The sequence below is a fragment of the uncultured Campylobacter sp. genome, from assembly GCF_905373215.1.
Classification (GTDB): Bacteria; Campylobacterota; Campylobacteria; order Campylobacterales; family Campylobacteraceae; genus Campylobacter_B.
Map to the genome: position 1 here is coordinate 60,957 of NZ_CAJPRT010000007.1, position 18,358 is coordinate 79,314.

Annotated in this window: 15 protein-coding genes; 2 read left to right on the top strand and 13 right to left on the bottom strand. The window is 44.3% G+C overall.

What is annotated here, in order from left to right:
* Nucleotides 1–192 precede the first annotated feature (192 nt).
* Entirely contained in the window at nt 193–1,023 is an 831-nt protein-coding gene (locus QZ176_RS05030; protein WP_295151631.1) for a class I SAM-dependent methyltransferase, read from the bottom strand.
* A gap of 352 nt (nt 1,024–1,375) precedes the next feature.
* On the opposite strand from QZ176_RS05030, the gene QZ176_RS05035 reads away from it, so the two are divergent.
* Nucleotides 1,376–2,014 (top strand): Crp/Fnr family transcriptional regulator, encoded by a 639-nt coding sequence (locus tag QZ176_RS05035; RefSeq protein ID WP_005871915.1) that lies wholly within the window; start codon nt 1,376–1,378, stop codon nt 2,012–2,014.
* 479 nt (nt 2,015–2,493) lie between these two features.
* Here QZ176_RS05035 and QZ176_RS05040 read toward each other — a convergent pair whose 3' ends face one another.
* Genes QZ176_RS05040 through QZ176_RS05090 form a run of 11 tightly spaced genes read right to left on the bottom strand, consistent with a single transcriptional unit; the run spans nt 2,494 to nt 12,886 of the window.
* Entirely contained in the window at nt 2,494–3,357 is an 864-nt protein-coding gene (locus QZ176_RS05040) for a formate/nitrite transporter family protein (RefSeq protein ID WP_005871911.1), read from the bottom strand.
* Nucleotides 3,358–3,810 (bottom strand): hydrogenase 3 maturation endopeptidase HyCI, encoded by a 453-nt coding sequence (locus QZ176_RS05045; protein ID WP_291936428.1) that lies wholly within the window; start codon nt 3,808–3,810, stop codon nt 3,358–3,360.
* Nucleotides 3,810–4,154 (bottom strand): formate hydrogenlyase maturation HycH family protein, encoded by a 345-nt coding sequence (locus QZ176_RS05050; protein WP_005871907.1) that lies wholly within the window; start codon nt 4,152–4,154, stop codon nt 3,810–3,812. The genes QZ176_RS05045 and QZ176_RS05050 overlap by 1 nt, the downstream gene beginning before the upstream one ends.
* Nucleotides 4,151–4,975, bottom strand: coding sequence for an NADH-quinone oxidoreductase subunit B family protein (locus QZ176_RS05055; RefSeq protein WP_295151633.1), 825 nt, complete (start codon nt 4,973–4,975; stop codon nt 4,151–4,153). The genes QZ176_RS05050 and QZ176_RS05055 overlap by 4 nt, the downstream gene beginning before the upstream one ends.
* Nucleotides 4,972–5,511, bottom strand: coding sequence for a formate hydrogenlyase complex iron-sulfur subunit (locus QZ176_RS05060; RefSeq protein ID WP_295151635.1), 540 nt, complete (start codon nt 5,509–5,511; stop codon nt 4,972–4,974). The genes QZ176_RS05055 and QZ176_RS05060 overlap by 4 nt, the downstream gene beginning before the upstream one ends.
* Nucleotides 5,508–7,244, bottom strand: coding sequence for a hydrogenase large subunit (locus QZ176_RS05065; protein ID WP_005871901.1), 1,737 nt, complete (start codon nt 7,242–7,244; stop codon nt 5,508–5,510). The genes QZ176_RS05060 and QZ176_RS05065 overlap by 4 nt, the downstream gene beginning before the upstream one ends.
* 2 nt (nt 7,245–7,246) lie before the next feature.
* Nucleotides 7,247–8,728: a hydrogenase 4 subunit F gene (locus QZ176_RS05070; protein ID WP_295151638.1), complete on the bottom strand. Its 1,482-nt coding sequence runs from the start codon at nt 8,726–8,728 to the stop codon at nt 7,247–7,249.
* A gap of 2 nt (nt 8,729–8,730) precedes the next feature.
* A complete protein-coding gene (hyfE, locus tag QZ176_RS05075; RefSeq protein WP_005871898.1) occupies nt 8,731–9,375 on the bottom strand; it encodes a hydrogenase 4 membrane subunit in 645 nt (214 codons plus the stop codon).
* A 1-nt stretch (nt 9,376) separates the two neighbouring features.
* On the bottom strand, nt 9,377–10,306 hold the full coding sequence (locus QZ176_RS05080; RefSeq protein ID WP_005871895.1) for an NADH-quinone oxidoreductase subunit H: 930 nt from the start codon (nt 10,304–10,306) through the stop codon (nt 9,377–9,379).
* A 10-nt stretch (nt 10,307–10,316) separates the two neighbouring features.
* Complete coding sequence (locus tag QZ176_RS05085) at nt 10,317–12,290, bottom strand: proton-conducting transporter membrane subunit (protein WP_295151641.1); 1,974 nt, start codon at nt 12,288–12,290, stop codon at nt 10,317–10,319.
* The gene (locus tag QZ176_RS05090; protein ID WP_005871891.1) at nt 12,287–12,886 is read right to left on the bottom strand and encodes a 4Fe-4S dicluster domain-containing protein; all 600 of its coding nucleotides are present in this window, start codon (nt 12,884–12,886) and stop codon (nt 12,287–12,289) included. The genes QZ176_RS05085 and QZ176_RS05090 overlap by 4 nt, the downstream gene beginning before the upstream one ends.
* Before the next feature lie 394 nt (nt 12,887–13,280).
* Between QZ176_RS05090 and QZ176_RS10425 the strand changes: the two genes are divergently transcribed.
* Nucleotides 13,281–15,548: a molybdopterin-dependent oxidoreductase gene (locus tag QZ176_RS10425; protein ID WP_306528534.1), complete on the top strand. Its 2,268-nt coding sequence runs from the start codon at nt 13,281–13,283 to the stop codon at nt 15,546–15,548.
* 953 nt (nt 15,549–16,501) lie between these two features.
* Here the strand turns inward: QZ176_RS10425 and dctP are convergent.
* A complete protein-coding gene (gene dctP, locus QZ176_RS05105) occupies nt 16,502–17,695 on the bottom strand; it encodes a TRAP transporter substrate-binding protein DctP (RefSeq protein WP_295151643.1) in 1,194 nt (397 codons plus the stop codon).
* Nucleotides 17,696–18,358 lie beyond the last annotated feature (663 nt).

Genomic DNA, 18,358 nt, shown 5'->3' on the forward strand with positions numbered 1-18,358 from the left:
AAACTCTTAAATTCCTATAAATCGAGGGAAATTTAAGCGAAATTTTAAAGCGTTTTTATCATTTTACTCAAGCATTAAGCAAAGCGGTATGTGCCGTTTGCTCTGCATGCCAGCTTGCCAGCCAGATAAGCAGCTTAGAATTCCCGCCTTAGCTGTCGAAATTTGCAAAGCAATCAACTGAAATTTTTAAGCCTATTCATCACCGCCGATTTTGAAAACGAACATCTTGCATGCGTTACAAAAGGCAGGGATCAGGCTAAATAGGCGCCCTTTGAGGCTCCAGTGGCTTTTATACATTTTCAGCATTGCAGCCTCTTTGGCGAAGCAGATATGCGCACTATCCCAGCTCTGCACCTCTGCACCGCCGCCGATACCCATTTTAAAGGGTGCGTTTTGCATGTGTTTCATCGCGTCATGGCGCCTAGAGTCGAATTTCCTAACCGAAAACTCGCTCATAAAGTCGCTCAGCACGTAGCCGCGGAATTTTTGCGCAAGCGCGATAAAAAATTTTTTAAATTCCTCCTTTTCAAAATACATACTCACCCCCTCCAAGATGAAGATGTAGCTCGCGCTGCCGTGCTTTGCGACCAGCTCATCCATCCACGAGGGATCTAGCATCGAGTAGGGCAGACTGAAGTTATTCTTTGCTTTGGGCAGTAGTGCGTCGCGTGCGGCGATGACATCGTGTAGGTCGAGGTCGTAAAATAGGGCGCTCGGTAGGTCTTTTTGCAATCTAAGCGGGCGAGTGTCGAGCCCCGCGCCAAGTTGCACGATGATAGGGCGGTCGAACTCCGCCGCGAGCCGCAGCGTCTCGTCGTCAAAAAATTTCGCGCGGATAACGGTGCCCGTTTTGCTAAGGCGCGCGTCGTTAAATTTCGCAAAATCATAATCGATCTGCTCTACGACGGCGCTTGAAAACGGATCATTTAGAATCGGATCCTTGTCTTTGAAATCCAAGTGGCGCATATAGACATTGATTAGCAGCGTCTCGGAGACGTTATTTTTAAAATTTAACTTTTGCATAAAGTGCCTTTCTTGCGGTATCGTCGCGAGCAAATGCCGCTTATTTTTAATATGCATTATTATATCCTTGCTAAATAAAATTTCAATAAAATGATATGAATTTTTATTTAGAGGTAGAATTTTAAATTCGCGCCGCGGGTTTTGGCTATAATTTCGCCGTATAAAGCTCAATTAATTTTTGAAATTTTACGCGATGCAAAGCGCGGGTAAAATTTAGAATTTTAATAGCTATAAAATTTATTAGCTCCGGCGACCTAGATGCGCAGCTATAGCGCGGATAGTAAATTTAGTCCGCACAGCTTTATCTTTGTCTAAATATTTCATTGTATAATTCTTAGCTTTTGGAGGTTATATGGAAAAATCGCGGCTGGGACTACTGCAAACCGAGGCTATCGCCACGCTTAGCGACGAGGAGCTTGCAATGTTCGAGCACCAAGTCATCAAAAAAGGCTATGTTTTTTATAGCGAGGCGCCTAAAGTTTTTATTTTTAAAAGCGGGCAGGCGAAGCTTTCGTTTTTTGAAGACGGCGAGGAATTCATCATCAACTACCTAAACAAGGACAATATCACTATTCTTAATGAAATTTGCGCGCTTGAGTTTTTAGAGGACAGCGAAATTTACACGATCGATGCGAGCGGACTAGGGGAGATCTTGGCAAATCGCAGCTTTTGCGAGGCATATATAAAAATTTTAACAGAGATAATTCTGCTGCAGCGCAAAATCACGCGTTCCATACTTTTTGAAAATGCAAAAGGGCGCATCGCGAGCTTTTTGATCGAGCTTGCAAACGAGCAGAATTTTCATCAAAATGGCTACAAATACGTCTTTTTGCCCTTTTCGCTAAAGGTGCTTTCATCCTTCGTGGGGCTCAAGCGTCAAAGCGCGAGTACCGCGTTTAACGAGCTTGTAAAAGATAACGTAATTCAAAAAATCAGTCAGCACGAGTTTTTGATCCTGGACTACGACAGATTGCTTAGCTACTGTGTTTAGGCGCGGGCTAGAGTTTTTAAAGCATTTATGCAGCTTACGGCTTAAGCGCGAAATTTTGTCTAAAGTTACGGTGTAGAATTTTGTCTAGATTTACAGCGTAAAATTTTTATCAAGAGCTTGGTTTTGGAATTTCATCCCAAATTTCGCTTAGGATTTCGTCTAAAATTTTAACTTATATAAAATTTGGGTTTGTGGTCTCGTTTAAAATTCTGTTTTGAATTTGCTTAAAATTTTAACACGTAATTCACTTTTGAATTTTATCCGCTATCCTAAAACGCAAAGCTTTGGAATTTTAAATTTAGCGGCAGGCTATGGAATTTAAAATTTTAAATCAAGCTGGAATTTTATGGGTTGCAATGGAATTTAAAATTTTGGATCGAGCGAAATTTTATGTATGAGAATTTTTAAAATTTAAGAAACTAAAAATGCGCGGCAAAGTGCCGCGCCGTGTTGATTATATCGTGCTGAAGCGCGATAGATTAGTCTTTCTTTTTCATATCGTATTTATTGACCATAAATCCGACCAAGCCTACGAAAAATAGACCGCCGCAGATGTTGCCTAGCGTAACTGGGATCATATTTTTAACGATGAAATTTCCCCAGTTTATTGAATCTATTTGAGCTGCCGTTACGCCGTGAAGCGAGCTTGCAAGAGCATTTACATCGCCACCTGCAGCCGCAAGGTAGTGGCCTTTAGCGATGATGCCTTCAGTTAGGATAAACATATTTGCCACGCAGTGTTCCATCGAGCAAGCTACGAATGCGCCGATCATCCACATAATTGCAAAGAATTTGCCTGATAGATTGCTCTCGCTGGTCGCAGTCCAGATAGACATACATACAAACACGTTACAAAAAATTCCGCGGATGAATAGCTCATGAAAAGGCGCGTTTATTTTGCCTGCTGCCGCAGGAATGAAGTGCTGCAAGATGTAGCCGTCATATTTAAGCGGAAGTCCTGAGTAATAATACATATACGCGATTAACGCGCCGCCTACGAAGTTAAAGCACCAAACGATAGCCCAATAGCCGATAGTTTTACCTAGCGGTAATTTGCCGTCGGCGGCAGGTACGCCCGTTAAAACCGAGCTGGTAAATAGATGCCCACCGTAAAAAACCACCATCATCAGACCGCAGCTAAAGGTGATACCACCGATGAAATTCGATAAGCCAATAGATTGCTTTTCAGCCATTCCGACGGTCGAGTGAGCCCAGAAAATATCGCCCATAGCGATTGCAGCGCCCGCCATTATAGCTAGAAAAATTATGCTAATTAGCGGGGTATGCGCCTTGTGTTGCATCGAACTAGATACCGCTTGCGCGGTTTCTGCAGGATTTAACATTTACTCCTCCTCATTTAAATTTGAATCAATTTCTAAGATACGCTCATAAGCTTTTTGCGCGCTTTTTTTTGCGCTCTCGCTTAGCCCTTCTTTAAAATCAAGGACGTTATCGAGCAGCACGCTTATGCCCAAAAACAGCGTCTTTGGGCAAATTTTGCGCAGATAGCTTAGAAGCACCGGCGTAGGTAGGTTATGCGTCGAGTAGATATAGTCGCGATCATTGCTGAGGTCGAAAAATTCTATCTTATCCTCATCAAAGCCGCTCATCGCATCTACTACGATTAGAATTTCAGGGGCGAATTCCCTAAGTGCTGCAAATTCGTTTTCGGGCACATCCTGCCCATAAAAAACGCGCCAGTCTTTTAAGTTCGCCTCGACTATTCGCCCTGTTTCATTGCCCACGTCGTCGTCGCCGCGAAGGGGATTGCCGATACAAAGCAACGCCTTTCGCATCAAAAATCCTTCCTTAGCACGAAATATCCTTCGCGCATATTTTTTAGCAGATCTTTAAGCTCACATTCGCAAAGCTGAGGGATTAGCTTGGCTGCGTGCTCGGCAAAAATTTCAATCTCGAAATACTTGCTTAGGTTACCGATCTTAAATTTAACATAGTCGCCCGAGTTCTCGATGATGCGTTTAAATTCTTCATCGTCTATCTCAAGCACCTTTTCGCTAAAATCTATCGTACCTACGCCATGACCGACGCAGGTGGAAAAAACCTTGATATCCTTTAGCTCTTTAGGTAAATTTTCGTTTTCGTCCATATGCCGCTTTGTAAGCTTAAAAACCTCAATCATCGTTTGCTCCAGACCTCTTTTTGTGGATCGATCTTAAATTCCTCCGTAGCGCGGGCGTATTTTAGATACACGTCATTGTGTAATAGCGCCATGCACTCCGCGTATCTAGGATCCTCTTCGGTATGGATAGCGTTAAGTAGAGCCTCGCGAGAAGCTTTTGGATCGTGAACGTCAGATGAGGTTTTGATCGCATCCATATATTTTGCGAATAAAACTCTTCCGAAAATATAGCTCATCAGCCTCTTAGCTTCAGCTTGCAGATCGCGCTCGAATAAAATATCGCCTATAACTGAATTCTTGACCGGTGGCGGAAGAGTACTATCTTGCTCGTAGCTCTTCTTTTGAAGCTTTTGATCAATAATGCCAAGCGCCATGCCAAGACCATAGATGATGCTAGCAGGATGCGGAGGGCAGCCTGGGATATAAACATCTACCGGTACAATCTTATCGATACCACTCCATACGCTATATGCGTCATGAAAAATTCCACCAGTGCTTCCGCAGGCTCCCAGAGCCACTACGATCTTTGGATCAGGCGTAGCCTCATAAGCGCGGAGCAGCGGATAATACATCTGGCGAGTAACCGGGCCGGTGCAGACTAAGATATCTGCGTGGCGAGGGTTGGCTACGAGTTTAAATCCGAAGCGCTCCGGATCCCACATCGGCGTGATAGAAGCAAAAATTTCGATTTCACAGCCGTTGCAACTTCCGCAGTCGATACGATAAACGCTGAAGCTTCGTTTGATATTTTTCAAAAGCTCCAATTTTGCGGTTAGATCGTTTGCGTTTTTAATATTTTCGGGGACTTGATACAAACTCATTTTATTGCCTCCTCTATACCTTTAGTCATTCTCTCGACCGCTTGAGCTTTTTTGCATTCAGGACAGATATAGAGATATTTTTTAGCTTCTTCTAATCTGCCTGGAAGCAAATTTGCAGTACTTAGCTTTTCTAGCGTGTAATTGATGAGCCTTTTTGGGGTCATCGGCTTGCCGCAGCAGCTGCATTTTTCCATCTCAAGCTCGCCGTGTTGGATAAGCGCGCTTTTATCAAATTTTACCGCTAGCTCAAAGCTATTGCCTAGCCTTACCGCTCCCGTAGGGCATACCTCGTCGCAGCGACCACAAAATATGCAGCGTCCGCAATCAAATTCCCAAATTAGTTTAGTTTGGGCTTCGTTCATCTTAAGCTCGATCGCATTGGATGGGCAGGCGATACCGCATGCAGCACAGCCTATGCAAAGCTCATAGGTGTATTCAGGCTGCCCGCGAAAATTCTCGGGCACGATGTATGGCTCAAACGGATAAGCATAGGTCGCCTTACCATATTTTTCGGTAATGTCGAATAATTTCATCATCTTAAATCCTTTTTGCTAACCTTGCCGTCTTGGCAAAATTTCTTAAGGTCTTTTTCGGTTAGAATTTTACTCTTTCCGCTATTAATATCGACTAAAGTTACGCGCTCGGTGCATGAGTAGCACGGATCCATCGAGCATACGATTAGCGCCGCATCGGAGATGTTATTTCCGCGGAATTGAAATCGTAAGCTCGGCCAGTTGTTATACGTAGCGGCGCGACATCTCCAGCGGTAAACCTTCTGTGCGTTTCCTTGCATGATCCAGTGGACGTTTTCGCCGCGCGGTGCTTCGTCGTGACCTAAAGCGTAGTTTTCCGGTCTGATCATAGTCTGTGGATCGATCATTATCGGAGTTTGCGGCATTTGATGCAAGCACTGCCTGATGATGTGGATCGATTGTTTAAGCTCTTTATATCTTACGACTTCGCGACTGAATACATCGCCACCGTGCTCTACGGCTACTTCGAATTCTATCTTGTTGAAGAAATCATAAGGGTGATCGTAGCGGTTGTCGCGTTTAAAACCGGAAGCTCTCATATTTGGACCTACCGGGCTAAAATCACGCGCCACTTTGCGATCTAATACGCCCACACCCTTCCAGCGACCGATTTGGCGTTTATCCTCCATAACGGCGTCCCAAATTTCTGAAATTTGAACGTCGAGCTTGTTGATGATCTCGATGCTCTTGCGAATTTCATTATCGGTCATATCACGGCGAAGTCCGCCCATAATTACATTGCCGTAAGTCTTGCGGCCGCCGGTTACTAGCTGAGCTAGCTCCATGGAGTATTCGCGCACCCTAAAGATATGCATAAAGGCGTTGTAGTTACCTGTTACCTCGCAGGCTAGACCGATATTTAAAAGATGGCTGTGAAGGCGCTCGATCTCAAGGCAGATGACGCGGATGGCTTGCGCACGAAGCGGAATTTCAAGCTTGATGGCTTTCTCTGCTGCTTCAATACACGCAATCGCGTGAGCGTAGCCGCAAATTCCGCAGACGCGCTCTGCTAAATAGCCCATCTGATCGTAATTCATGCGATTTTCAGCTAGCTTCTCCATACCGCGGTGTTGATAAAACAAGCGGTAGTCCGCGTCTATAATCTCATCGCCGTCGCAAAATAGTCTAAAGTGTCCCGGCTCATCGCTCGTTACGTGAAGAGGTCCAAGCGGAACATCCACTACGCCGTCGCCGCTAGGAAATAAAAACTCTGCATTAGGCTCGTCTTTATGATCTACAGGATCGGGCCTATAGCGGTAGTCCATTGCGTCTTTGCGAAGCGGATGAAGTCCATCCGGCCAATCGTCGCTTAACACCAAACGACGTTTATCAGGCAAGCCTTCGGCGATTAAGCCGAACATGTCGAAGGCTTCTCTTTCGTACCATACGCAAGCAGGCACTAAAGGAGTAACCGACGGGAATGTAGGATCCGATCCGGGAATTAGCGTCCTAACGGTGATGAAGCATTTATCCTCTGCGGCAAAATCCTCCGCTTCGGTCATTTTGCCACCTTCCATAGATATCGCATAGTAAAGCGCGAAATTTCCGTTTAGCTCGCGCTCATCGTTAGGGATCATCGTGCTGATAAAACCACCGATGTCATAATATAGCGTCTTAACCGCAAGCGGCAGATCATTTCTATCCACTAAAACGGTGATTTGATCCTCGGCTTGGCGGGTAACTTCTAAGACCTTGACTTTGGTCTTTAAAATTTCTATAAATTTATCGCCTCTCATTTTTAACCTCTCATCATTATTCTAACGCCGTTTTCGACGAGCATCCAAAAATCGCCTACGTGCCATACGCCGAAAATTATCACTAAAGCGCAAAGCAAGATTAGCGGTAAATTTTCAAACAAGCTCATCTCTTTAGCATAAACCACTTCACCTTTAGGCGTACCGAAGCTCGCTAGATTAAAGTGCGCGAAGTCCGCGATGAAAATAATTACGAGCGCGATCGCAAATAATGCTACAGCTATGTATTGACCGCTGGCTATCGCGCCTTTGAAAACGTTAAATTCGCTTACGAATATCGCAAATGCAGGAACACCTACGAGCGAGCAAACCGCAGCACCAAACATTATCGTAGTAAGCGGAGCGATTTTTACCATACCGCCCATTCTAGTCATATCTTTGTGACCATAAATTCTAGCGATATTACCGGTAGAGCAGAATGCAAGAGCCTTGGTAAAGCTGTGAGCTAAGCAGTGAAAGATCGCGGCAAGCAAGCCAAAATATCCGCCGATGCCTAGCGCAAATGCAATAACACCCATATGAACGACTGAGTGGTAAGCAAACATCCTTTTTACGTCGTGTTGGCGAACAAGGAAAATTCCTGCTATAAATAGCGTGATCGTGCCCGAAATCAGCATAACCGATTGAACGAAGCTGAAATTCACGGCTTGGGCTGTGACGGCATAGTATCTAAATATCGCTAGCATCGCACATTTTAAAAGCACACCCGAAAGTAGTGCCGAAATCGGAGCCGGACCTTCTGCGTGAACGTCAGGAAGCCAAGTGTGAGTAGGAGCAAGTCCTGCTTTGGTTCCAAAGCCGATTAGAGCGAATATAAAGATAAGCTTAGCGGCATCTTTGTTTAAGCCTTTGGCGTGATCCATAATGCTCGTCCAAAGCATCGAAGCCTCGCCGTCGCCTGTGATTTTGAATGTAGCCGCATATAGTAAAACGGTCGCATAAAGCGCAAACGCTAAGCCGATCGAGCAGATGACGATATATTTGTAACCGCTCTCGGTAGATTTTTTATCTTTATGAATAGCGACCAAAAATACCGATGCTAACGTAGTGGCCTCTACTGCAGCCCACATAAACGCGACGTTGTTGCAGATAACGCTAAGCGTCATCGTAAAAACGAAAACGTGGCAGAGCGCATAGTATTTTCTAAGATCGCTAAGATCTAGATGACCGCCCTGTATCTCCCACTTCATATAGGTGGTGGAGTATAAATTTACCAAAAAGCCCGTTACGGCGATTAGCACTAAAAATACGCAGCCTAGGCTATCTAGGAATAGAAATTTATCGTATGCGTAAAAAGCCTCAAAGTTGCCGCTGATAAGCTTGCCTACGTTACAGAGGAGCCCTGCGGATGTAAACCCAGAAATCAAAACGTGTAGCGTGCTTAGGAGCTTGAAATTCTTAGGGCATAAGAATAATATCAGCGCTCCGAGCAACGGAAAAATTAATATAAAAGCTAAACTATTCATCATTAACCCCTTAAATTCGAAGCTTTAGACGTATCAAGTCCGTCATAAGCTTTGTAAAATCTAACCGCCAAAACGCTCATAATGATAACCGCAAAGATCGCGTCGGTTAAAATTCCAAGCTCGACTAGCTCGTGAGAGTTGTAAGCCATAAGTGCAAGGCTTAGGTGGATGCCGTTTTCAAATAGGCAGTAGGCTAGAATTTGCTTGATGAAAGAATTTCTTAGCATGAAGCCAAAAATTCCCATCATAAATACGGTTACTGCCGCTATTAGAACGATTCTTTCTTGAATAAGAGAGAATTGAAGCAAGATCGGATTGATTGTCATCGCAATCGCTAGCGAAAATCCCATCGCAATAACGGGGCTTACGAAAAAGCCGCCTACCGGCTCATCCTCGCTGATCACATCCAGCTTTTTAACTAGCCAAAATAAAATTCCTGGCACGAAAATAACCTTCGTAAAAAACGCCACTATCGCCCAAATTCTAAGCTGCGGCGCATTGAAGTTAGAATACAGCATAAAAAATATGCTTACCAAAAGTAGCGTCTGAATCGCGTAAATTCCGATCGAAAGCTTTAAATTTCTAAGTCCGAATACCGCGAGTGACGTTACGATCATACAAATTGCTAAAATATCGATACTATTCATCTTAAAATCCTACTACGTAAAGCGTTAATGCCGCAAAAGCGATGGCAAGAGCACCGCATGAAATTTTGCGCATGCTCGAAGTCATTCTAAAGCGTGGTCCAAAGTTGTCGATGAAAACGGCTGCTACGTAAAATACGCCGGTTTTTAGCACGAAGATTATGATCGCTAAAAGCGGATTGCTAAAATTCCACGGCTCAAATATCGTTAGGAATAATCCGATCATCGCAAATTGCTTCAAAATAAGCGCCGCTTGCACTAAGCCTAGATCGCTGCCTGCATATTCGCCCAAAAGTCCTTCTTGAAGCTCTTGCTCGGCTTCGGCAAGATCAAATGGCTTTCTGCCGGTCTCGACATACATACACCATAAAAACGCAATCGAAGCGACAGCAAAGCTTGGAATTTGATAGCCGATCTGACCGCTGCGTACCATCTGCTGGATCTCAACTAAATTTGAAGTTCCCGCAGCCATCATTACTACGATTAGGCACATCATCATCACAGGTTCGACAAAAACGGCAAGCATCTGCTCGCGTCCGCCGCCGGTTGCAGCAAACGGGTTACCGCTATCTATCGAAGCCGCACCGAATACGAAGCGCAAAAGCGCGCCTAGATATAGGATAACGAAAATATCTGAATACGCTCCGAAAAGAGTATCTTTGCTGTATGTAATAGGAATAGCCGCCAAAATCGCCGCCGAAGTAGCGAAAAGGAAAAACGGCGCCCATCTAAATACCCAGTGGCTGCACGCAGGAACGGTCCTGCCGCGCTTAAAAAGCTTAATAATATCGCGGTAAGTCTGGAAAAAATCGCTTCCTTGTTTCGACTGAAGCTTGGCTCGAAGTTTTCTCGCCATACCGTCGAAGAGTGGAGCGACTAGGACGATAACCGCGACTTGAAATATCATTAAAAATATAGTTTGTATAGTCTGCATCTTAAACCTCCTAGATCAAGAAATATCCGACGCCCAGTATCGCGCAAAGATAGATTAGGATGTAAAGCGTATATAAATTTGCATAGCCGCTTTGAATAATTCCTATCTTATCAGCGATCTTCTTACTCCAATCGATTACCGGTTGATAAATCATCGTCCACCAAATGTCTTGTGGGTGGTTGTGATACTCGATCGGTCCGAAGTAGCCGTTTTGCTCTATTCTGCGTTTATGACCTCTAAATAACCAGTCCATAATCTTTCTTAAATCGCCGGTAAAAGGACCGCCGGTCATTTGCATGCGAGGGCTATATTTAAAGCCGCATGCCCAAGGATCAGTCTCGCGAGGTTTGTCACGATTTGCTTTCATAACCGCTAGGATGATAAACGGAAGCAGCATTGTAGAGCACAAAATCACTGCAATAAGAGGAGTTGAGACGATACTTCCCAAAGGCGAAGTGATTGACGAAGCGCCTAGGCTTGCGGCATATCCGCTATTGGAAGTGATAGAATTTACCGCCTGCATTATGTAATCTACTATGAAGTGCGCGCCTACGCCAAATCCTACGCAGCCTATCATCAAAATGATCATTCCTAAAACCATTCCTAATGGGCTTTCTTTCGCATTTTCCCAAATTTTTTCATCCCTTGGGGTTCCTGCGAAGATTACCGCATAAAGCTTAAGGTGCATACCGACCAAAACGCCGGTAAGTGCAAGAGCGACCACTGCTAAAGAGAAGGCGTATCTAATGAAAATTCCGCTTTCCTTAGCACCTTGAAGCATTCCTTGATAGGTAAACCACTCTGAGACGAAGCCGTTTACCGGAGGAAGCGCTGCGATACCCATGATGCCGATAAACATACCGACAGCAGTTAGAGGCATTTTTTTAGCTAGACCTCCTAGCACATCCATATTTTGCGTATGAGTAGCGTGGATTACTGAGCCTGCGCATAAGAATAAAAGGCCTTTGAATATTGCGTGGTTTACTACGTGGTAGCAGCCTGCTAAAAATCCGACTGCAGCTAGCGTTACATTGCCTGCTGCGACGCCGTAAATTCCGGTGCCAAGACCCAGCAAGATAATGCCGATATTTTCAACCGAGTGGTACGCAAGAAGCGCTTTGAAGTCGTGCTGGCACAACGCGTATAAAACGCCGAAAAGCGAGCTGGCTGCTCCTAGGATCAAAACTGCAAGTCCAAAATAGATGCTTAGCGGCAAAAATAACGTAAATTTAACAAGCGTAAAGAGCGCTACTTTAATCATAACGCCGCTCATCAGTGCAGAGACATTCGATGGAGCCGCAGGGTGAGCTTGCGGTAGCCAAACGTGAAAAGGCCACATTCCCGCTTTTGAGCCGAAGCCGATCAAAAACAAGATGAATGCTGCTACAGAAGCGCCCATAGGCATATTTACTTTTCCCCACTCTGCAAATTCGAAGCTGCCTGCGTAGTTTGCAATGATAAGTAATCCACAGGTGATACAAAATGCACCGATCTGCGCTATACCTAGATATACCATAACGGCTTTTAGCGTGCCTTTGCCGTCGTTTACTATGATTAGAAATGACGAGATTAGTGTCATAAGCTCCCATAAAACAGCGAAGCAAAATACATTATCTGCGCTGATGACTAAAAGCATAGATAAGATGAATGTATTAAATAAACATGCAAAAACGCCGATATTTGCCTTTCCGATATATTCCTCAGCATAGCTCATACCGTAAACGCTGCTTGCAAAACCTATAAAAACGACTACGAAGCTAAAGAAATTTCCAAGCGGGCTTAAAGCAAATTTTGGCGCATATAAGAAAGTGCCGCCCAAAACGAAGCTGTCGCTTACGCCCATATTGGCTACGAAATGACACATTGCATAAAAACAGCTGATAGCACCTAATCCAAATCCAACCTTAACGGCAGTTTTTGGAGCGCAGTATAAAAGAATACTGATTACTGCACTGACGATAAATAAAGTATAGACGCTTATCATTTTGCGCCTCCTTCTTTTTTGGCGACGCAACTGATTTCGCCGTTTAACACGTCTTTTGCAAAAGCATTAGCCGCATCGTAGTCTATCGCAAAGCCCAATTTATGCTTACCCTCTTTAGGATCTATCATAATGATAGCGCTAGTTGGGCAAACCTCGACGCATGCAGGACCATTCTCGCGTCCGTTGCATAGATCGCATTTGATGGCGGTGCTTTTGGCACCCGCTTGGCTTTCGATCTCGAGATAATACTTCGGCTCGACCGCATAATTTACTGACGGCATAAGCTCGGCATTCGAGCTGATCGCGCCATAAGGACAGGCGAGCGTACACATCTTGCATCCGATGCAAATTTCTTCGTGTAATTCGATATAGTTATTATCGAAGCGAAGCGCACCGGTAGGGCAGACATTTGCGCATGGTCCGTCATCGCACTGCCTGCACTGCGTAGGCATAACGCCGTAAGCCTGTCTAAGCACGGTAAGTCGCGATTTAGCAAGCTTGCCGCGCTCGTAGGCACTTGAGTAACAGGCTGCCATGCACGTCGTGCAACCGATACATCGTTTGTAATCGCAGATTACAAATTTATGTTGTTTCATACCTTTCTCCTTGACTTAAGGAATTTTAAAAATTTTTTACTAAAAATTTTGGTGTAATTATATTTAAGTACGTAAAAAAAATCCGTCATTTATCTGACGATATTTGGAATTTATTTGATAAATTTGCTTTAAAAGCTTAAATTTAAAAACTAATTTCTTTTTTAAACCGCTTCGTTGATTATTTGCTTTAAAAGTCTAGTATATCAGTATTAAAGTATATTTTAAAATTTAAATTACTACTGAAATTACCCCAACTTACTCCTAATTATAATTGAAAAAATTCTTTTAGCTTAAGGCAAAATTTCAATTTTATTTTAGGTAAGAATTTATATAATTGTGCCGAAATTGCATATATGGTAATTTTGCATGTTTAGTATTTTCGAAAGGAGAAAATATGGCGAATAAAGGCAAGGTCATATGCCCTTATTGTGGCACAGGCTGTCAAATCGAGCTGACTGCGGAAGATAATTATATCAAATCCGCAACCGGCGTAAGCGACAACCCCGTAAATCAGGGTTGTTTATGTTTAAAAGGTTATTACGGATGGAATTACGTAGGCTCTAGAGATAGGCTTACTACTCCGCTAATTCGTAAAAAGAATGGCAAATTTAGTAAAGACGGCGATTTGGTCGAGGCTAGCTGGGACGAAGCGCTTGATTTGGTTGCTAAAAAGATGCTCGAGGTTAAAGAAAAATACGGCGCCGACGCGATAGCCGGAAACTATTCCGCACGCTGTACGCATGAGGATAACTACGTAGCGCAGAAGCTACTTAGAATTTTAGGCACGAATAATATCGATCACTGCGCGCGCATTTGACACGCTCCGACTGTGGCAGGTCTTGCCAAAACAATCGGTAACGGAGCGGCTACAAATAGCTTTACTGAGATCGGAACTCACAGTAATTGCATTATGATGATCGGCTCAAACCCGGAAAATGGTCACCCGATCGTAGCTATGCATGTTCAAAGAGCGCTAAATAGAGGCGCTAAACTCATCGTAATTGACCCGGTTAAGACGGAATTTGCAAATCGCGCAGATATCCACCTCCAGCTTGAGCCGGAGCATAATATCCCAGTCATCAATGCTCTAATTCATGCTATTATCGACGAGGATTTGGTAAATCACGAATTCGTTGAGAAATACACCAAGGGTTTTGAATATGTAAAAGAGGCGGTTAAGGATTATTCGCCTGAAGCCGTAGCCAAATACACTAGGTTAAACGCTGAAGATATTAGAAAAGCGGCTAGAATTTACGCTACTACGCGACCTGCGGTTATCACGCACGGCATGGGCGTAACTCACTTCAACCACGGCGTGGGCGCGGTCTGCGACATTTCAAATTTAATGCTCGTAACGGGTAACGTAGGCGAGCTAGGCAGTGGCGATCTACCGATCCGCGGACAAGAAAACGTTCAAGGCTGCTGCGATATGGGAATGCTTCCTAACGTATTTACCGGCTATAAAGCCGTAACCGACGAGAGTGCCCGTGATTGGTTTGAGCGCCAGTGGAATTTACCAAAAGGTCATCTAAACGGCAAGATCGGCATTCATAAAACCGAAGTGCCTGACGCAATTCTTGATGGTAGGGTAAAATTCTTCTGGACGATGGGCGAAAATCCAGTTATGACCGATCCGAACGCAAACCACTTCTTGCGCGCGATTTCGCAGGTAGAGATGTATGTGATCCAAGATATTTTCTTAACCGAGACTAGCCGCAAAGCAGATGTCGTGCTTCCTGGAGCCTGCAGCGGTGAGAAGGAGGGCACTTATGCTAATGCAGAGCGCCGCGTACAGCATAGCGAGATTGTAGTTGCCCCTCCGGGACAAGCTAGACAAGACTGGGCTATCATCTGCGAGCTTGCCAGACGCCTAGGTCTAGGGGATTATTTCACATTTCAATCTCCAGAGCAGATTTGGGAAGAGGTGCGCAGGGTAGCTCCGCACAACTATGGCGGAATGAGCTATTACCGCATCAAAAAATACCACGGACTTCACTGGCCGTGCCCTGATGAGAATTCTATGGGTGGACCTGCATTGTATCTTGATAAAAAATTCTTTACCCCGGACGGTAAAGGAAATTTCGTTCCGGTTCTATTTGTGGACGATAAGAGCAAGATCGAAAGCGCCAAAGAGGAATTTGCAAAGCGTATGAATATGCCGAAAGATTATCCTGTAATGGCGGGCTCCGTGGACGAGAAGACCGATGCAGAGTTCCCAATCCAGCTTCTAACTACGCGTAAGGTTTACGAGTACGCAGGAGGCGCGATGACTAGGCGCTCTAAGACCGTCGAGCAGGGCGGCGACGCGATAGGACCGATTGCGGAAATGAATCCGAAACTCGCTGAGAGATATGGAATTTCACAGGGCGATTTCATCGTCGCGTGGAGCCGCTATGGCTATATCGCGATCAGGGCAGACATCACCGAGTGTATAATGGATGGTATCATTCAGATGTCTTATCACTACTGGGAGAGCTGCTGCAACGAGCTAACCAGCGGCGGCTGGGATCTAATCGCCAAAACGCCTACGTTTAAGGCAGCGATTCAGATTAAAAAGATCGATGAAGAGGAATTTTTGCGTATCCGCGAGCTTAAGCGCATTAAATTTCAAACCAATAAAGTCGTTTACGACGACTTCCACCACCATCCGATTAAATTCTAAGAATTTAATCTTATCCGTAGATTCGGGGGCTATGCTTCCGAATCTATTTTTAACAATCAATTCAAATAATATGAAATTTTTAGCGATCTAGCCGTCTTGCAATATTTTAAAGATCAAAAATTTCAAGAATTTAATAAATTCCGCGGTATTAATATGCTTTTGTGGCGTAGTTGCGCTATCGACAAGAGGGTGTGAAATTTATCTGCTATTGCGTTAATAGATGCGGCGGCAGAGACTGGGCATTCGCGATTTATCAAATCCTAATAAATTAGCCTTAATTAGAGCGGCGCAATGGAGTAAATTTTAAAGATAAGCATGATAATAAGACTATTTTATCGCGACAAATCTTACCAAATTACATTATTGATTAAATTTTAACGTGTGCAGGCTGATTTTATGCGAATTAGCCTATATTGTTGCCAAGAAATGCCATAATTTTAATAACGCAAATGCAATTTTTGTGATTTTAATATATAAATGCAAAAGGCTCATAGGCTTTTTAAAACGCTAGACGCGGCTTTTAGTCTTAATGGTTGCAAATGCCGGTTTCTAGCATAGCTGAGTAGTTTCGCGCTTCGTTTGAAATCAATAAATTTTGATTTTAAAATTTTAGATTTAAAATTCCGAATTCCGTCGTACTTGGAATTCGGAATTTTTAGAATTTTGTTTTATCGCGTGTTTTTAGCGTTTTATTTTCACGCGGGAGCCCTTTGCTGCGCCAGATCGCGCCGCTTGCGATGTTAAAGCTATTGTGCCAAAGCTTCTGCCTTTCTTGCGGACGAGATTTATGAACTAGGCTCTGATATTGAAGTTATTGCGCCAAAGCTGCTGCGGCAGAATTCCATCTACTTTATGCAAAAGTAGTTAAAATTTCTGCCGCTTGCCGCTCCTGAGCTATTTATTGCGCCGGTCTGTTCGTCGCGCCTTAATTTTTATCGCTCGCAGCACCCGCTTTACTTTGTCGCGCCTAAATTTTTGCCGTCCGTCGCGTTAGAATCGCTTGCAGCGCTGTGATTTTCGCTGCTTGCAGAATCCGAGTTTGTCGTACCGCTAGAGCCTGTGGAGATTGGATTTGCTGCACTTTCACCCGCGATGCCACTTACGTTATTTATGTAGGCTACGGTGCTTATTTTATTCCATTCTCTACCGATTTTCAAAAACGCGCGCTGGCTGTCTAGGATCTCTTTAAACATCGGATCTTTCGCCGCTTCTTCGTCTAAGATTTCATTCGTTGCTTTTTTAAGCGCGGTTATCACGTCCGCAGGGAAGTCGCGCACCTGCACATCCGGAAACTGCGCTTTTAGCTCCGCCCAAATGCGAGCGTTTTCGTAAAAGCCCTTATTTTGGAAGTTTTCACCAGCAAGTCTTGCTGCAGCCTCTAAGATCGCTTGAAGATCCGCAGGCAGCTTCTCTAGCGCCTTTTGATTTACCAGCAGCTGGCAGTCTCCCATAGGCTCTTGCCAGCCTGTGTAGTAGTATTTAGCCACTTTGTGAAATCCAAGTGGCATATCATAGACAGGGCTTACCCACTCGACCGCGTCGATCGTGCCCATCTCTAACGCCATAAATAGCTCGCCCGTAGGCACCGTGTTTATAGTGGCACCCAGCTTGCTCATCACCTCTCCGCCTAGCCCCGGTATGCGGAATTTAAGCCCTTGCAAATCCGCGACTGAGTTGATCTCTTTTTTAAACCAGCCGCCCATTTGCATGCCGGTAGATCCCATCAAAAAGGTCTTCATGCCGTATTGCGCGAACATCTTATCGTTAAGCTCTCGCCCACCACCATAGTAATACCATGCGTGCTGCTCATCAGTAGTCATACCGAAAGGCACTGCCGTCCAGAGCATAGTTTTGGCGTCTTTGCCTTTATAATAATAAAGCGAAGTATATCCTAGATCGTATTGACCGCTTTTGACGAAGTCGAATACGCCAAAGCTTGACTTGTGCTTGCTCGGCGTATCGATGCGGATCTGAAGCCTGCCGCCACTAAGGCTTTCGGCATAGTTTTTAAAATCCTCGGCGGCAGCTCCCAAAACGGGCGTAGTCGCCTCCCACGTACTAGCAAGTCTTAGGCGATATACCTTATCGTCACCGAAAAGCTGCGAGCCCAAAAGCATGAGACATGCAAACAAAAAAATCTTTTTCATTTCTATCCTTTCATAAAGTTTTAAATTCATAAAATTTCAAAATTTAGCGCGACGTCTGCTTAAAATTTAATCGCGCTCTGCGTTACTGCTACGAAATTCTGCTTCACGGTGCCTATTTTATCGACACGTTGCTTTCTATTCTATTTTACGACGCTTCATCTTATCGGCGCCTTGCTTTGCAAATATCTTATTTTGCGACATTTTACTTCTTAGCGCCCCGCCCAAGCTTTTTATTTTACGGTGCCTGGCTTTGCGACGATAGAGTGCCGCGTTCGTTTAATTTCGCTACGTTCGGATGTTACCACACCTGCACCATATCTAGCGATAATATTTTATCAAGCGCGCTTGCTTAAAAGCCTCTGGCGCGGATCTTTTTCTCTTAGAAATGACAAAAGTATCTTAAAATGCCATCTTTGCGCTTTTGCAGATAAAATTCTCTCTTCCTTTCAAAGCGAGCTTTGTCATTTCAGCAAGCTTAGACGCTACGCCATTTCTTTGATCTTAGACAGCAGAATCGTGCTTTTAAATTTAAAATTCCGCAATCTACGTGATCTTCGCGCCACACTGGCAAGTAAAGATTTAGCCTTTATATTTAAATTTTGCGCCTTAGTTGAGCGCAAAATTCCGCGCGGAGTTTTGATGCAAATTCTGTGCGAAGCCTAG

Bases quoted from the DNA above. Each gene is read 5' to 3' on its own strand.
- QZ176_RS05030 (WP_295151631.1), bottom strand. From the start codon at position 1,023: ATGCAAAAGTTAAATTTTAAAAATAACGTCTCCGAGACGCTGCTAATC.
- QZ176_RS05035 (WP_005871915.1), top strand. From the start codon at position 1,376: ATGGAAAAATCGCGGCTGGGACTACTGCAAACCGAGGCTATCGCCACG.
- QZ176_RS05040 (WP_005871911.1), bottom strand. From the start codon at position 3,357: ATGTTAAATCCTGCAGAAACCGCGCAAGCGGTATCTAGTTCGATGCAA.
- QZ176_RS05045 (WP_291936428.1), bottom strand. From the start codon at position 3,810: ATGCGAAAGGCGTTGCTTTGTATCGGCAATCCCCTTCGCGGCGACGAC.
- QZ176_RS05050 (WP_005871907.1), bottom strand. From the start codon at position 4,154: ATGATTGAGGTTTTTAAGCTTACAAAGCGGCATATGGACGAAAACGAA.
- QZ176_RS05055 (WP_295151633.1), bottom strand. From the start codon at position 4,975: ATGAGTTTGTATCAAGTCCCCGAAAATATTAAAAACGCAAACGATCTA.
- QZ176_RS05060 (WP_295151635.1), bottom strand. From the start codon at position 5,511: ATGATGAAATTATTCGACATTACCGAAAAATATGGTAAGGCGACCTAT.
- QZ176_RS05065 (WP_005871901.1), bottom strand. From the start codon at position 7,244: ATGAGAGGCGATAAATTTATAGAAATTTTAAAGACCAAAGTCAAGGTC.
- QZ176_RS05070 (WP_295151638.1), bottom strand. From the start codon at position 8,728: ATGAATAGTTTAGCTTTTATATTAATTTTTCCGTTGCTCGGAGCGCTG.
- hyfE (WP_005871898.1), bottom strand. From the start codon at position 9,375: ATGAATAGTATCGATATTTTAGCAATTTGTATGATCGTAACGTCACTC.
- QZ176_RS05080 (WP_005871895.1), bottom strand. From the start codon at position 10,306: ATGCAGACTATACAAACTATATTTTTAATGATATTTCAAGTCGCGGTT.
- QZ176_RS05085 (WP_295151641.1), bottom strand. From the start codon at position 12,290: ATGATAAGCGTCTATACTTTATTTATCGTCAGTGCAGTAATCAGTATT.
- QZ176_RS05090 (WP_005871891.1), bottom strand. From the start codon at position 12,886: ATGAAACAACATAAATTTGTAATCTGCGATTACAAACGATGTATCGGT.
- dctP (WP_295151643.1), bottom strand. From the start codon at position 17,695: ATGAAAAAGATTTTTTTGTTTGCATGTCTCATGCTTTTGGGCTCGCAG.